Origin of the sequence: Actinokineospora inagensis DSM 44258 (assembly GCF_000482865.1) — a bacterium.
GTDB classification, from domain to species: domain Bacteria; phylum Actinomycetota; class Actinomycetes; order Mycobacteriales; family Pseudonocardiaceae; genus Actinokineospora; species Actinokineospora inagensis.
Genome location: NZ_AXWW01000015.1, coordinates 157,993 through 174,178 on the forward strand (window position 1 = coordinate 157,993; position 16,186 = coordinate 174,178).

A 16,186-nucleotide genomic window follows, 5' to 3' on the forward strand; every position below is an offset into this window, starting at 1 on the left:
GTTCGGACGCCGCACCAACGGCGGCTGTGCAGGAGGTGTGACCAGTGGCGGACGACGTGACGTGGCAACCCGACGAGCGGGAGCGGGCCGCCGAGGTCGAGTCGGGCACGCCGTTCGACCTGTCGGTGTGCCTGAACGAGCCGATCCACCGGTTGGGCGGCATCCAGTCGTACGGGGCGCTGGTCGCCATCGGCGTGGACGGGCGGATCGAGGTCGCCAGCTCCAACTGCGCGACCGTGCTGGGGCGCGGTGACCTCGTTGGGACGCCCGCGGAGGCCCTGTTCGGGGCGGACGCGCTCGACGCCGTCCAACGCACCCTCGCCGCGCCGACCGGCGACCGGGGCCTGCTCCCCGTCTCGGTGGGGGACCGCGAGTTCGACGCCACGGTCTACCGCTCCGATGGGCGGATTGTTGTCGAGGTCGAGCCCGCGACACAGGAACGGCCGTTCGTGTTCTCCCAGTTCTACCCGGCTGTGCGCACCGCTCTGACCCGGTTGCAGCACGGTCGCACCGTCATGGACGTGTGCGCGGCCGCCGTCGCCGAGATCCGGGCCCTGACCGGGTACGACCGGGTCGTCGCGTACCGGTTCGAGGGGTCGGCCGGGCCGGGCGAGGTGATCGCCGAGTCGGTCGCCGACGGGCTGGAACCGTGGCTCGGGCTGTGGTTCCCCGCCACCGACATCCCACCGCAGGCCCGCAGGCTCTACGAACGCAACTGGATCCGGGTCATCCACGACGTCGACGACCACACGGCCCAACTGCTGCCGCAGGTCACCGCGCCGCTGGACCTCTCGGACTCGACCCTGCGCACGGTGTCCGGCTTCCACCTGGAGTACCTGCGCAACATCGGCGTCCGGTCCTCGATGTCGGTGTCGCTGCTCAACGGCGGCAGGCTGTGGGGGCTGATCGCCTGCCACGGCCTGGCGCCCCGGCGGCTCAGCGCGGAAGTGCGGGCGGCCTGCGAGTTCTTCGGCGTCACGCTGTCGCTGCAGTTGGCCGCGCTGCAGGAGGCGGAGGCCGCGCAGGCCCGGCAGCGGGCTCGCGAGGCACTGCTCACGCTGGTCACCGAGACGAGCGACCTCCTCCGGCACAGCGCCGACCTTGCCGCGCTTGTCGGCGCGGACGGGGTCGCGCTGCGGGTGGCCGGGCAGGTCACGGGCGAGTTGCCGGACGCCGTGTGGGACCACCTGCCGCCGCTCGCCGCCGGGCAGGTGCTGAGCTGCGACAGCCTGGCCGACCTCCACCCCGACCTGCGGTCCGACCAGGTCAGCGGGGTGCTCGTGCTCGCGCTCGGCGACGACGACCTGGTTGTGTGGACCCGTCCGGAACGCCGCGCGTCGCGCACCTGGGCCACCGACCCCGAGCGACCGGTCCGGGTCGGCCCACATGGTCAACGGCTGACCCCGCGCGGGTCGTCGGCGGTGTACCAGGCGGTTGTCCGGGGCCGCTGCCTGCCGTGGACCACCGCGGACGAGGCGGTCGCCGAGGAGTTCGGCACCGCCGTCCGCACGGCGGCGTTGCGCCGCGCGACCCAGTTGGCGGCGGTGAACGAAGAACTCCGCCGGGCGAACCGCGACCTCGACACCTTCACCCACGTCGCCGCGCACGAGATGAAGGAACCACTGCGCGGCATCGCCACGACGGCCGCCTTCATCAACGAGGACGCCACCCTCGACGACCTGACCGTCCGCCGCCTCGACACCATCCAGAACCTCGCCCAGCGGATGGACGAACTGATCAACAGCCTGTTGCACTTCGCCCAACTCGGCCACGGCGACCTGCGCCGCGCCGACGTCGACCTGCGCGCCGCCACCATCCGCGCCCTGGAGATCGCGGGCGCCCGCCTCGCCGAACGCGACGTCGAGGTCACCCTGCCCGCCCCCGGCACCACGATCTCCGCCGACCCCGAACGGCTCCAGGAAATCCTGATCAACCTCCTGGTCAACGCCGCCAAGTACGCCGCCCCGGAGCCACCCCGCACCGTCTCGATCGGAGCCGCCGACGGCGCGTTTTACGTGCGGGACAACGGCATCGGCATCCCCGAAACCCACCGCGAAGACGTCCTCCGCCTCTTCCGCCGCCTCCACCCCCGCGACTCCCACGGCGGCGGCCACGGCGCGGGCCTCGCCATCGTCGACCGCATCGTCCAACGCCACGGCGGCACCCTCCGCATCGACTCCACCCTCGGCGAGGGCACCACGGTCTGGTTCACCCTGGACGACCACTGACCGCTCACCCTCCCGAGACGCCCAGGTTCTCGAGGAACGCTGAGGCGGCCGGGGTGCGGGTGGGGCTCCACACGACGTATTCGACGCGGGCGGGGGCATCGGTGATGGTGATGGTGGCGATGCCGGTCAGGTGGGGGACGTAGGCGGAGGGGAGCATCGCGATGGCCATACCCGTGGTCACCAGACGGGAGATGTAGTCGGCGGTGGTGACCTCGAAGGCGAAGACCTCCTCGGACAGTCGACGGAGGGGCCGACGGGGGCGGCCGTGTTCGACTGGATCAACGACCACGGGTTCCGCGCCGACATCGCCGCCCTGCGTGGCCTGCACCCCGGGTTGCTGGACCTCGACACGTGGCTGGGGGTCCGCCGGGTTCGGTGAACCATCCGCCGGTCCCCATCCGTGCAGTGGGTGAGCACGGAAGGAGGGACATCGTGGCGATCGCGGTGGAACGGACCGGGCACGCGCTGGTCCTGCGCGAACCGGGGGCCGACGAGCAGGCCGCGGCGGTGGCGGCGGGGCTGCCCGCCGAGCGGCACCGGACGGCGGTCGTGGTCGGGGCGTCCGCGTGGTCGGCGCTGTCCCGGCTGGACCCGTGGCTGGTCGCCGACCTCGACGAGTCGGTGGACACCGGGGTCCGGCTGCTGGCCGGGCACGCCTCGGCGATGTCGGCGGGCGAGGTGTCGCTGGCGCGCAGGCTGGCCGACCGGCTCGGCGTCGAGGTCATCGCGCCGGACGGCGAACTGTACACATTGGATGGTGGGCACGCCTTCGCAGGCGGCGCCGGGTGGGTCGCGCACGGGGCCGGGTCGGACCGGCGGCGGCTCGGGCACCGGTTCCCCGAGCCGTGGTGGCAGGGCTACCTCCCCGAGGGGCACGAGCAGATCCCGCTGGGCCTCTGGGTGCGCGAGCCGGGCGGTGACCCGCGCGCCGACGACCCGCTGCGCTGGGTGCCGCCGGACCCCGAGCGGCCGACCGTGGTGGTCGGGGCGCCGGGGGAGCCGAACCCCGAGGTGTCCACCGTGGTCGATGTGCTGGAGTCCGTACCCGCCGACATGCGCGGCCGGGTCGTGCTCGCCTGCTACGGGGCGGACATGGCGCAGGCCGTGGCGCGGGAGCGGGGGACCGCGGTCCGCGCGCTGCACGGGCTGCCGAGCTCGCGGGGCCTGGTCCGGCTCGACGAGAGCGGCCGGTTCGCCTGGTACCCGTTCGCGGTGGAAAGCGTGTACCGACCGGGCTGCGGGCCGGTGCTGGACCGCTGGATCGCCCCCGCCCCGACCATGGCGATGATCACCCCCGCCCGGTACCGGCTGGCCCCCGGCTGGTCCCTGGACATCCTCGCCCGCGGCCTGCTCGCCAGGCCGGACACCCTGCCGGTCGACCCGACCTGGCAGACGCCGACCTCGGCGGTCCCGGACCTGCTCGTCGCCTGCGGACCCGGCGTGCCGACCGCGGTGCTGACGGCGTTGACCGAGGTGATCGACCACCTGCCGGAGTCAACCAGGTCACGGCTGCGGATCGTCGCGGCGACCCCGGGAGCGACGCTTCCGGTACGTGAGCTGCGTGATCACGTCGCGGGCAAGGCCGCGGTGCCTGCGGAGGAGCGCACGAGCCGCATTCCGCACCCGGGGATGTGGCAGTCGGAGCCGCTGCCCTCGGTGACCGCGGGGGCGAGCCTGCTCAGCGCGGACACCGTGGGGATGGACGAGGAACCGGCGGTGGCTACTGCTGGGCCGGAGTCGAAACGGCTGCCGTTGGCACCGTCGAGGGTGGTTTTGCCGGTCGCGGACAGGGCCGTCGAGCCGAATAGGTCGGTGGAGCAACCGAAGGTGGTTGAGGAACCAGTCGTCGCGGTGGTTGCTGCTGAGTCGAGGCGGCTGCCGTTGGCGCCGTCGAAGGTGGTGCTTCCGGTTGCGGACAGGGTCGTCGAGCCGATTGAGCCGGTGGAACAACCGGAGGTGGTTGAGGAATCAGCCGTCGCGGTGGTTGCTGTTGGGGCTGAGCTGAACCGGCTGCCGTTGGACCTGTCGAGGGTGGTTTTGCCGGTTGCGGATACGCCTGTCGAGCTGGCTAGGCCGGTGGAGCAACCGAAGGTGGACGAGGAGCTTGTCGGCGCGGGGTCAGCGTCGAAACGGCTGCCGTTGGAATCGTCGAAGGTGGTGCTGCCGGTCGCGGATAGGGCCGTTGAGGCGGTGGGGCGACCGGAGGTGGTTGAGGAATCAGCCGTCGCGGTGGGTGGGGCGGAAGTGAAGCAGGGTCCCACGGAACTGCCGTTGGATCGGCCGAAGGCAGTGCTGCCGGTGGCGGATACGCCTGTCGAGCAGCCGAAGTCGGTTGAGTCAGTCGAGGCGTCGAAGTCTCTTGGCGGCGGGCTTTCTTTGCCGTTGAAGCCTTCTACCGTGGTAGCGCTGCCGTCTCTCTCCGCCGCGTCGGCTGTGCCGTCTGCCAACACACCCCAGCCGGATAAGACCGCAGAAGACAAGCCTGTCCTGCTCGATGAGCCTGTTGTGCCTGCCGACGCGCGGAGTTCGGAGGCGCAGCGGCGGGCCGTGCGGGCCAAGCTGGGGACTCGTTACGACTCGGCGACCCGGGCGGTGGTGCGGTTGCTCGCCGAGCGACCTGGCCTGCGCGCCGCCGCCGACCATGCCGCGCTCCTCACCGAGTTGGCGGTGGTTCGGGTCTTCGCCGAGGAACCCGGGCCGTACGACACCGCCTTCCACACCTGCCTGACCGCGGGGCTGCGCAGGTTGCCGACCACACGCGGGATCGTGGTCGCGGGCGGGCGGCAGTCCACTCACGACGAAGGCGCCCTCTTACACCTGCCCGGCCCGATGCTCGCCGTCGCCGCGGTGGGGGCGGCCGTGCCCGGGGAGGTCGAACTGCTGATCTGGACCTCCACCGCCCGCCGCCTGGAGGGCCTGCTCGACAATGACCGCAGCAACGACGTCGTGCTGCCCGCGCACACCGCGCTGCGCGTGCTGGCCAGAGCGGGCGACCGCCTGCTGCTGGCCGAGGACGGTGCCCCCGTCGACCGGGCGCTGACCAGCCTCCGGGCCGCCGCGTCCGCCAGGGCTGCGGTCGAGGTCCCCCGCCACCCCAACCCGGCGCGCTGGTTCGGCGCGCTGCCCGCCGCCTGACCGGAGAGCCGCCGTGTCCACCTTGCTCGCGCACCCACCCGCCCCCGAGCCGGAAACGATCGCCTGGGACCCGTCGGTCGACGCCCACCAGCGGCTGCTCGACTTCCTCGCCGGGTCCGACCTGGAGGAGGTCCCGCCGTGGCGAGCAGGCTGAGCGCCGTGCGGTCGGTGCTCGCGGTGTCCGCGACCGACCCGGATTGTTTCCGCACCATCAACGACGCCATCGCGGCCGCCGCGGACGGTGACGTGATCGCGGTGCGGCCCGGTACCTACCGCGAGACCGTGGTCGTCGAGCGGGAGATCACCCTGTCCGGCGCGGGCGCGGCGGGGGAGGTGCGGATCGAGGCCGTCGGCGGTCCCGCGCTGCACCTGTCCACCGAGCACGCGACCGTGTCCGGGATCGTGCTGGCCCACCGCGACGGCGAGGCCGCCGTCGACCTGGCCGCCGGGACGTTGCGGATGGACGAGTGCACCGTGGCGGCTGAATCGTCCGTGGCCGTAGTTGTGCGAGGCGGTGCCGAATTGCACGCGCGAGACTGCGCGGTGTCCAATCCCGGCGGCGCGGGGCTGCTGGTGTTCGACGGTGGCGGCGCCGAGGTCAAGACGACGTCGTTCACCAACATCGCCACCACCGCCGTGGTTGCCCGGTCCGGTGGGGCGCCGCGGTTGGTCGACTGCGACGTATCCGATTCCGGCGGCGCGTTCCTGGCGGCTGACAACGCCGGTGGCACCGTCAAGAACTGCCGCGTGGAGCGGATAAACGGTCCCGGTATCGTCGTTGAGGAGAACAGCACTCTTAGCGTCTCCGGCACCACCTTGTCCGAAGTCGAAGGTGTCACTGTTCTTGTAGGCGCGGGATCGTCCCCCACCCTGCAGGACTGCGTCATCGAGGACGCACAGGCGCAGGCGATCGTGTTGGTGCAGGGCGGCACCGCGGTCGTCGAGCGGGTCAAGGTGCGTGGCGCGCGCGGGCACGGCGTCCACGTCTTGGACTCGTCACGTGGTGAGTTCATCGACTGCGTGTTCATCGACTCCGGGCACGACGCAGTCCTCGTTGCCGGTACCGCGTCGGTCAATCTGAACAAGGTCACCGTCACCGGTGGCACCGGGTCGGCCATCATCGTGGAGGACAACGCCGAGGCCGATCTGACCGACCCCGCCATCGACCACACCAAGTCCACCGCGCTGGTTGCCCGAGGTGCCGCCCGGCTAAGAGTCGACGGTGGCGCTATCCGCGAGTGCGGGACGGGAGTTCTCTGGGAAGGTGCCGCCAGTGGGCAACTTGCCGGGGTCGTCGTGGAGAACAACCTCGGCGACGGTGTTGTGTTGCGTTCCAGCGAGCCCATCGAGCTGCGTGGCTGCCGCATAGAGCGCAACCGCGGCAAGGACCTCCGTGACGACGCGGGCCTGGCGGAGATCGAGGCCCCTCAGGAGCCCGAGCCGCCCAAGGTGGAGAAGAACGACGACATCGCCACCCTGCTGGAGGACCTGAACAAGCTGGTCGGCCTCGACGGCGTCAAGCGCGAGGTCGAGACCCTGGTCCGCCTGCACCAGATGGCCGAACGGCGCGCGGCGGCCGGGCTACCGTCGCCCCCGCTGGGCAGACACCTCGTCTTCACAGGCTCACCCGGTACCGGTAAAACCACGATCGCGCGCCTCTACGGGAAAATCCTCACCGCACTGGGAGTCCTGCGCACGGGACAGCTCGTTGAGGTCGCGCGAGCTGATCTCGTTGCCGCTGTCGTCGGCGGTACCGCCCTCAAGACGGCCGAGAAGTTCGAGGAAGCCCTCGGCGGCGTGCTGTTCATCGACGAGGCGTACACGTTGTCGGCAGGTGGGGGCGGTACCGGTCCCGACTTCGGGCGTGAGGCCATCGACACTTTGGTGAAGCTCATGGAAGACCACCGGGACGACGTTGTCGTCATCGTCGCCGGTTACACCAACGACATGCGCACGTTCATGGCCGCCAACCCCGGCTTGTCGTCGCGCTTCACCCGCACCATCGAGTTCACCGACTACTCCGCGCCCGAGCTGGTGACCATTGTGGAGGGTCTATGCCGCGCGCACGACTACCGGCTGGAGTTCGAGACTCGCTCCGCCCTGCACAGCTACTTCACCAAACTGCCGCGAGATGCCTCTTTCGGCAACGGCCGCACCGCGCGAAAGGTGTTCGAGGAGATGGTTGGCCGACAGGCCTACCGGCTCGCCGAGGACGAGGATGTAAGCGCTGTCGCACTGACAAGACTGCTGCCCGAAGACCTGGGACCGTTGCCCGGCAGCGCTATCGGCGCCGGGGCGGGTCGGGTGGACGAGGAGCAGGTGGAGCAACTTCTCGCCGACTTGCGTGCGCTGGTAGGGCTTGAGGACGTCAAGCGCGAAGTGTCCAGTATGGTCGACCTGCTCGACTCGGCCAGGCAGCGCAGGGAAGCCAACCTGCCCGTGCCCTCTCTCAGCAGGCACCTTATCTTCGCCGGGCCGCCTGGCACCGGTAAGACAACCGTCGCCAGGCTCTATGGTTCCATCCTGGCCGCGATGGGTGTGTTGGCGCAGGGGCAAGTCATCGAGGTGAGCCGGGCGGACCTGGTCGGTGAGTACATCGGACACACGGCCAAGCGAACCACCGAGGCCTTCGACCGCGCCCGCGGCGGTTTGCTGTTCATAGATGAGGCGTACACCCTGTCCAGCCGTTCCGCGGGCGGACAAGACTTCGGCCGCGAAGCCATCGACACGCTGGTGAAGCTCATGGAGGACCACCGGGACGAGGTCGTCGTCATCGCGGCGGGCTACGCCAACGAGATGGCGGGCTTCCTCGCCGCCAACCCCGGCCTGCAGTCCCGGTTCTCCCACCACGTGCGGTTCGCCAACTACACCGCCGACGAGTTGGTCACCATCGTCAGCCAACACGCCACGAAGATCAGCTACGAGTGCACGGCCGCCACCGTCGTCGCGCTGCGCAACCACTTCGCGGCCACCCGGCGGGACGAGTCGTTCGGCAACGGCCGATACGCCCGCCAGGTACTGGACGAGGCCGTCACCCGGCACGCCCGCCGGATGCGCGGCATCACCACGCCCACGATCACCGACCTGTGCCTGCTGCTGCCCGAGGACATCCCGGCCGCGCGCGCGGACGGCGGACCACCCGGCCGCGAGTAGGCCTTCCTTAGGGCAAACCGACCTGCCCGATCGGCGGGTTGTGCGGTCCGGTTCCCGGGTGTGAGCCTTGTCCCGACCGTCGCCCGCGTGGAGGCGACTGTGGGGGAGGGGAACCCCGTGTTCGCACACAAGAGACGTAGAACGCTGTCCTTGTCACTGGCGGCCGTTGCCGCCCTGTCCGTGCTCACCCCTTCGACGTCCGACGCATCACCCACTCCGGCGAAGCAGCCCGCGAAGACCTCGTCGGTCGTCGATGGCAGCTACATCGTGGTCTTCAAGGACAAACCAAGCCCGGCGACGGCGATGTCCAGCGCCGCGGCCACCTTCGCCGCCCGGTTCGGCGCGCACGTGACGCAGACGTACCGCTACGCCCTCAACGGGTTCGCGACCCACGTCGACGCCGAGACGGCGCGCAAGATGGCGACCGATCCCACCGTTGCCTACGTCAGCCCGGTCCGGAAGCTGCACGCGATCGGCACGCAGGTGGCCACACCTTCATGGGGACTGGACCGTGTGGACCAACGGGACCTGCCGCTGGACCACACTTACAACTACGCCAACCAGGCCCCCAACGTCACGGCCTACATCATCGACACCGGCATCCGCACCACCCACCAAGACTTCGGCGGGCGCGCGGTCTGGGGAACCAACACCTCCGGCGACGGCAAGGACAAGGACTGCAACGGGCACGGCACGCACGTGGCCGGAACCGTGGGCGGCGCCACCTACGGTGTCGCCAAGGGAGTGAAGCTGATCGCCGTGAAGGTGCTCGACTGCTCCGGTGAGGGCGACACCACCACGGTGACCGCCGGAATCGACTGGGCGACCGCCAACCACGCCTCCGGCCCCGCCGTGGCCAACATGAGCCTGGGCGGCGAGGGCACCGACCAGGTGATCGAGGACGCGGTCCGCAACTCCATCAGCGACGGCATCACCTACGCGATCGCCGCGGGCAACAGCACCGAGGACGCGTGCGACTTCACCCCGGCCCGCACACCGGAGGCCATCACGGTAGGAGCAACGGGCAGCGACGACCGCATCGCGGACTTCTCCAACTTCGGCAGTTGCGTCGACGTCTTCGCACCCGGCGTCAGCATCACCTCCGCCTGGAACTACGACGACGCCGACTTCGCCACCATCGACGGCACCTCGATGGCCGCACCACACGTCACCGGCGCCGCCGCGCTGCTGCTCTCCCAGGAACCGACACTGACCCCCGCGCGAGTGGCCGAAGCCCTGACGCTGGACGCCACCCCCGGTAAAGTCACCGCCGCCCGCGTCGGATCACCCAACCGGCTGCTGGCCACCAACACCGGCAACCGACCCGGCTATCCCGTCATCACCAACCCCGGCTTCCTCGACGCACGTATCGGCACAGCCTTCTCGTTGCCCCTAACGGCAGCAGGTGGCACCGGCCCGTACAAGTGGACGGCAAGCGGACTTCCCGCCGGCCTCGCGGTGAACGCCACAACAGGCGTGATCTCCGGTACTCCTACCGCCGCCACCACCGCGACAGTCACGGTTACCGCCACCGACACCGCGAACCGCGCACGCTCACTCGCGTTCACACTCGCCGTGACACCCGCCGCCGGCAGTTGCTCCAGCTCTGGGCAGAAACTGCTCAACCCCGGCTTCGAAACCGGCTTCGCGCCGTGGGTTGGCGACACGGAGGGCATCGGGGTGTTCCCCGGCGCTCCGTCCGCCCCACGCAGCGGAACCCGAGCCGCCGTGCTCAACGGCTACGGCAGACAGTCCGAGCAGACCGTGTACCAGGCCGTCCTCGTCCCAGCGGGCTGCGTGCACTCGACGCTGTCCCTGTACCTCAAGGTAACCACGGAGGAAACCGACCCAGTCCCCTACGACGTGGTGACAGTCACCGTCAACAACACCATCGTGGCCACCTACAGCAACCTGGACGCTGGCCCCTACACCCTCCGCACCTTCCCCCTCGGCGCCTACGCGGGCCAAGCAGTGGTGATCACCCTACGTGGCCTGGAAGACGCCGCCGCCTCAACCTGGTACGCCTTCGACGACCTCACCGTCAACGCCGCCTGATCTTCCAGGGCGAGGAGGGCAGCGCGGGGCCACAACCCCGCGCTGCCCGGCCGCCTCCACCGTCGACAGCGAGGGGGGTGAATACGTCGGACCACGGGGACAGCACCGTTGACGGCTGGGTCAGGCCGTCTTGAGGACGGTGACGGAGTCGGCGAGGCTGTTGGTCACGTAGGTCTCCCGGCCATCGGGGGAAACCGCGATGAACCACGGTTCACGCCCCGTCTTGATGGTGGCGGTGACCTCGTTGCGGTCGGTGGCGATCACGGAGACCGAGTTGTCGCCGTTGTTGGCCACGTAGACGTGTTTCCCGTCCGGGGCGACCGCCAGCGCGAGGGGGTGGGCGCCGACCTGGATCGTGTCCACCGTTCGTTGGCCTGCTGTGTCGACCACCGAGACGGTGTTGTCGTCGTAGTTGGCCGTGTATGCGGTGTTGCCGTCTGGGGACAGGGCGATGGCCAGGCTGCTCTTGCCCACCTTCACGGAACCGGTCACGCGGCGGCTGTCCAGGTCCAAGGTGGTTACCTGGTTCAGGTCCACACTCACCACGTACACATTGGTGCCGTGGATGGCGAGGCCGCGTGGTCCGGTGGGGACCTTGGCGAACGGAGTGGCCACGGTGCTGTCGGTTTCAAGTTCGATGATCTGGGCAGTGTCCTGTTCGGGAACCAGGAGACGCTTACCGTCCGGGGTCACAGCGGGGACGAACATGGAGCGGCCGGCGGGGACCGTGTTCACGACCTCGTCGCGCGTTGTGTCGATGACGGCAATGGCGTTGCCCGGGTCGAGGAGGGTAACGAACGCCTTATCGCCGTCGAGGACGACGTACTGGGGCGGCGAGGGCACCGGGATGGCCTTGAGCACCTTGTGCGACATGCGGTCGATGACCGACACCGTGTTCGACAAACTGCTTGGTACATAAGCCTTCGTCGAGGACACTGCCACACCGCGCGGGCGTCGCCCCAAGCCGGTGATGGTCTCGGTGACCACGGGCTCGTCGAGGCTGGCCACCGGGCTGAGCATCGCGTCCGGCTGAGAGGAGTCGGGCGTGTTGCCGCTACTGCCGGATAGGGCGGCAACGCCTCCGCCAACTAACGCCAAGGCGGCGACAGCGGCCGCGGGGATAAGAAGCCTCCGGCGGCTTATGCGCGGTGCTGACCGATGAACCCGACGGGCGGCGATGGCCGCGGCACCTAACGCGACAGTGAACTTCGGGTGTAGTCCAGTCCGTACTGGCCTACCGAAGGCTCCTGAGACGACCTGGTCGACCAAGGGGATCCGGGACGAACCACCGGCCAACAACACGGCGGCCAAGTCCGCGGGGGTCAGTCCGGCTGATGAGATCGTTCGGTGGAGGGCGTCGACCGTGAGGTCCACCGAGGGACGGATCATCTCGTTGAAGGCCAAGCGGGTGACGACGACCTCGCGTTGGCCCGACAGGAGGGGAACGCGCACCCGGACATCGGGCTCGATCGACAACTCCTCCTTGGCCCGTACGCACGCTGCCCGCGTGAACGTGAGCACAGACGCGGCCTCGGGGTCGGCGGGGTCCATCGCGCTCAAAGCGCCGTCAAGGGCGTTGTCGACGTAGGCGAACAGGGCCTCGTCGAAGTCCATGCCGCCGAGGCGTTCGATGCCCTCGGGAGTACCGACGATCTCCATACCGTCTTCGCGAGCTCGGAGGATCGTCGTGTCGAAGGTGCCGCCGCCGAGGTCGTAGACGGCGACGAGTTCACCGACGCCTAACCGTCGCTCGGCTGCGTAGTGGGTCGCGGCTGCCTCTGGCTCGGTGACCATAACCGCGTCCGTTAGGCCTGCCAGTCGCGGAACCTCGTCGAAGTGTTCGCGCCGGTAGGGGCCCCACACAGCGGGACACGTAAGCACTAACGACTCGACAGGCGCTCGCACGCGGGAGACAACGACCCGCAACTGTGCTGCCAACAGCGCGGCTGGGGAGTACGGGGACCCACCCACCACCAACGGCGTCGGATCACCCAAACGGCGCTTGAACCCGCGGGCCAACCGGTGCGGCTCACCCCTTCCGGCGTCCACCGCCGCGTCACCGGTGAGCAAACTCCCGTCCACCCCGGCGAAAACCACGGACGGCTCCACCACACCGACCCGACCCAACGGGACCATCGAGGTGCCGTCCGGACCGGAGACGGCGGCGCCGGTGAAGGTGGTGCCCAGGTCGATGCCGAGGCCGAGGCCCATGAAAATCTCCCAGATCCGCGCCCGCACAAGCCGTCGCGAACTCTAACGGCGGGAGATCACGGTTCGGTAGGGATATCCCTACCCCGGCGGGGGGCAAGCCCCGTTGTCCGCCCGGCCCCCGACGGCGCACGATGGGGCGATGAGCCCGATCACCCGGTGGTGGCGCCGGGTCCGCCCGCTGCGGTTGCGGCCGGTGGACCCGACGACCTGTGCGCTGCGGCGGGGCCTGGAACGCGAACTCAACGACGGACCGGCGCAGCGGGTGGCCGCGCTGGCGGTCGAGCTAGGGTTGCTGTCCGTGGACCTGCCCGACGACCCCGCGCTGACCGGGCGCGTCGCCGAGCTGCAGGGCGGCCTCGCCGCCGTGCTGGCCGAGCTGCGCGAGATCGGCGGCGTCCTGTTCCCCCCGGTGCTGGCCAGCGACGGTCTGGAACCGGCGCTGCACGCCGTCGCCGAGCGGCGCGGCGTCGCCATCGCCGTGCACAGCGACCTGGTCGACCAGGCCACCGCGCACGCGGCTGGTCTCGCGGTCGCCGACCACCTGCGGTCGGTGCCCCGGGACACCCAGGTCGCGGTCCGGGTGCGCAGGCACCGGGGAACGGCTCGGGTGGACGTGACGGAGGAGCGCGGGCAGTGCGGGTAGCGATAGCGGACGACGGGGCACTGTTCCGCGAGGGTCTGGTGATGCTGCTGCGCGCGGCCGGGCACGAGGTGGTGGGCTCGGTGTCCGACGGCGACAAACTGGTCGCGCTGGCCACGTCCGAGCCGGTGGACGTGGCCATCCTGGACATCCGCATGCCACCGGAACCCGACGGCGGCCTCGCCACCGCCGAGCGGCTGCGCGCGTTGTGCCCGAGTACCGGGTTGTTACTTCTGTCGCATTACGCGGAAACGCACTATTTGATGCGAGTCCTGGAGATCGGCACCGAGGGCGTCGGCTACCGGCTCAAGGAGAAGGTCGCGGGCGTGCGGGTGCTCGACGACACGCTCAGCCGGATCGCGACCGGCGAGATCGTCATCGAACCGTCACTGGCCAAGCGCCTTGTGGAGCGGCCTGCGGGCGGGGCCGGGCCGGTGGGGGCGCTGAGCGAGCGCGAGCACGACGTGCTGCGGTTGATGGCCGAGGGGCGCACCAACAACGCCATCGCCAAGGAGCTGTTCGTCTCGGCGAAGGCGGTGGAGAAGCACATCGCCGCCATCTTCACCAAGCTCGACCTGCCCGGCGACCCCAGCGTGCACCACCGCCGGGTCCTCGCCGTGCTGGCGTACCTGCGGGCCAGGCGGATCGACGGGTAGCGGCGTGGACGTCGACGCGCTGGTCCGCGAATTGGCCGATGCGACCGGCCACGCCGCCGCCTACTACGCGCCTGAAGATGACGGGCTCGTGGTCGCGGCCTCTTGGCCCGGTCAAGCCGCACCCGCCGATCGCATAGAGGCGATTCCCGGTGTCGTGGAGCCGGTTCCCGGTGGGGGCGCGGTGTCGCTCGCCGCAGCCGGTCCAGGCGACTTGGACCGCTTACGCCAAATAGCCCACCGCATCGCTTTGCTCGTCGCGCAGCAACGCCTGCAGACCGAACGCGAACGGTTGACCGAACGAGTGCGAGTGCTCGAACAGGACGTCCGCACCACCCGAGACAGACTGGCCGAGGTACGTGAGCTGGAACGCCGTCGTATCGCCGGATCTCTTACCGCCGTCACAACCCGCGACTTCGGTGACCTTCGCTCCCTCTTAGCCGATCTGGACGACGCAGGCGACGACACCACCCGCGCGTTAGGCATCTTCCGCACCACCCTCGACGACGTCATCGACCGGTTTCGCACCGTGGTCCGGGGCGTCCACCCGGCCATGCTCCCCGAACGCGGTCCTCTGGCAACACTGGAAGAACTCGCCGGAGACTTACCCCGCCCAGTCCGCTTCACCGGCGACCTGGGCCGCCGAGTGGGCTGGGAGGTCGAGTCAGCGATCTACCACGCGTCTGCCGCCGTCCTGTCGTTGTTGGCGGAGAACACATCCCAGGAACCGGTCCAGGTAGCACTATCGCGCGCAGACGGCGCTTTGTCGTTGACGTTCACGGACCCCGTATCCCCTCTTACCGCCACGGACACACGGAACGCGCTGATCGATGACGCCGACCGCTTGGCTGCCTTCGGCGGCGTACTCGACTCTTGGGTCACCAACGGACAAGCCGTCATCCGCGTCTGGTTGCCCGAGCGCCTGGACGGAACCGTCACGGCCGCCGTCACCGAGGGCACCCTGCTGACCCGGGTCCGCGAGATGGTGACCACGGCCGTCGCCGAGTCGGTCGCGGGCTGGTCCGAAATCGCCGAACGCCTCGACCAACCCCCCACCGTCGCCCTGGTCTCGCTGACGGGTGCCGTGGAACTCCTCACCGGCTACGCGTTCGCGGGCTCGGGCACCGTCACCTGGTACGTCCACGGCCGCTCCCGCGACGTCACCTTCCACCGCCCCGGCCTGCCGCCCGTCACCACCCCGGTCTCGGTCGCTGGCCTGACCCGCCCCGCCGACGCCACCCACCTGGTGATCCGCTGGCCCGCCGACATCCTCCGGCACATGACCCTGGTCGACATCCCCGGCACCCCCACCACCATCACCGGCTACGACGTCATCGTCCTGCCCCACCCCGACCGGACGTTCCTCCGCACCTTCCGCGGCCAGGCCGACATCGTCATCGCCCCCACCAACGACCTCCACACCCTCCTCCGCCGCCACGTCATAGACCGCGCCGACCTCCTCATCGCCCGCTCCGCCCTCGCCGCCGCCCGCCGCGCCCCACGCCCGGCACCCCTCGCCCGCCTCTTAGACCGCATCGAGGCCGACGCCCACGAACTCGCCGAACTCGCCCTCCTCAACGACATAGAGTCCGGCCACCTCACCCTCCCCTGGAACCCCCAACGCCTCCTCGGCGCCCACGGCCGAGCCCCCCACACCCGCCTCGGCCTACCCCCCGCCACCCCACCCGACGAGATCCGCCGCACCGCCATCACCGCCACCGCCCTCTGGCGCACCCGCGCAAGCAACCCCGCCCTAAGCCCCCACCACCGCGACGCCTGCCTAACCCTCATCCGCACCTGCGAGGGCCTCTCAACCCACTGGACCTGATTTCTCCCTCCTCCCCCCTGCAACCCCACCCACGACCAACCTGCACCGCGCACCTAAAAACCCACCACCCCATCGACGAAACACCCCACCCGCCCCACACGCCTTCACCCCCCCAGATCGACGAAGCACCACCCCTACACCGCGCGCCTCGAAACCAACGCCAAATCAACGAAGGCCGCCAGCCCGCCCCGCGCGCCTCAAAACCCACCCCTCATCGACGAAGCGCCACTCCCGGCACCGCGCGCCTCAAAACCCACCCCTCATCGACGAAGCGCCACTCCCG

At 70.0% G+C, this 16,186-nt stretch carries 10 protein-coding genes; 8 read left to right on the forward strand and 2 right to left on the reverse strand.

Going from position 1 to position 16,186, the window contains the following annotated elements; genetic code table 11:
- Positions 1-44 precede the first annotated feature (44 nt).
- Positions 45-2,228: an ATP-binding protein gene (locus tag H504_RS0106175; RefSeq protein ID WP_026422069.1), complete on the forward strand. Its 2,184-nt coding sequence runs from the start codon at positions 45-47 to the stop codon at positions 2,226-2,228.
- A 4-nt stretch (positions 2,229-2,232) separates the two neighbouring features.
- Here the strand turns inward: H504_RS0106175 and H504_RS39495 are convergent, their stop codons facing one another.
- On the reverse strand, positions 2,233-2,556 hold the full coding sequence (locus H504_RS39495; protein WP_211239270.1) for a type 2 periplasmic-binding domain-containing protein: 324 nt from the start codon (positions 2,554-2,556) through the stop codon (positions 2,233-2,235).
- A gap of 104 nt (positions 2,557-2,660) precedes the next feature.
- Here H504_RS39495 and H504_RS0106190 point away from each other — a divergent pair, with 104 nt between their 5' ends.
- From H504_RS0106190 to H504_RS33565, 4 genes are all read left to right on the forward strand, one after another.
- A complete protein-coding gene (locus tag H504_RS0106190; RefSeq protein ID WP_026422070.1) occupies positions 2,661-5,363 on the forward strand; it encodes a hypothetical protein in 2,703 nt (900 codons plus the stop codon).
- A gap of 13 nt (positions 5,364-5,376) precedes the next feature.
- The gene (locus tag H504_RS40870; RefSeq protein ID WP_157440237.1) at positions 5,377-5,517 is read left to right on the forward strand and encodes a hypothetical protein; all 141 of its coding nucleotides are present in this window, start codon (positions 5,377-5,379) and stop codon (positions 5,515-5,517) included.
- Positions 5,502-8,516 (forward strand): right-handed parallel beta-helix repeat-containing protein, encoded by a 3,015-nt coding sequence (locus H504_RS0106200; protein ID WP_051385544.1) that lies wholly within the window; start codon positions 5,502-5,504, stop codon positions 8,514-8,516. Before H504_RS40870 ends, H504_RS0106200 begins: the two co-directional genes overlap by 16 nt.
- A gap of 117 nt (positions 8,517-8,633) precedes the next feature.
- Complete coding sequence (locus tag H504_RS33565) at positions 8,634-10,571, forward strand: S8 family peptidase (RefSeq protein ID WP_084467414.1); 1,938 nt, start codon at positions 8,634-8,636, stop codon at positions 10,569-10,571.
- Between the two features lie 120 nt (positions 10,572-10,691).
- Here the strand turns inward: H504_RS33565 and H504_RS33570 are convergent, their stop codons facing one another.
- Positions 10,692-12,782, reverse strand: coding sequence for an Hsp70 family protein (locus tag H504_RS33570; protein ID WP_035303376.1), 2,091 nt, complete (start codon positions 12,780-12,782; stop codon positions 10,692-10,694).
- Positions 12,783-12,921: 139 nt separating this feature from the next.
- On the opposite strand from H504_RS33570, the gene H504_RS0106215 reads away from it, so the two are divergent.
- From H504_RS0106215 to H504_RS0106225, 3 genes are read left to right on the forward strand one after another with little or no spacing between them, the layout of a single operon-like run.
- Positions 12,922-13,425 carry a histidine kinase dimerization/phosphoacceptor domain-containing protein gene (locus H504_RS0106215; protein WP_026422072.1) on the forward strand — a complete coding sequence of 168 codons (504 nt, stop codon included), beginning with the start codon at positions 12,922-12,924 and terminating at the stop codon, positions 13,423-13,425.
- A complete protein-coding gene (locus H504_RS0106220; RefSeq protein WP_026422073.1) occupies positions 13,416-14,078 on the forward strand; it encodes a response regulator transcription factor in 663 nt (220 codons plus the stop codon). Before H504_RS0106215 ends, H504_RS0106220 begins: the two co-directional genes overlap by 10 nt.
- A 4-nt stretch (positions 14,079-14,082) precedes the next feature.
- Positions 14,083-15,903 carry a sensor histidine kinase gene (locus tag H504_RS0106225; RefSeq protein WP_026422074.1) on the forward strand — a complete coding sequence of 607 codons (1,821 nt, stop codon included), beginning with the start codon at positions 14,083-14,085 and terminating at the stop codon, positions 15,901-15,903.
- Positions 15,904-16,186: the final 283 nt, after the last annotated feature.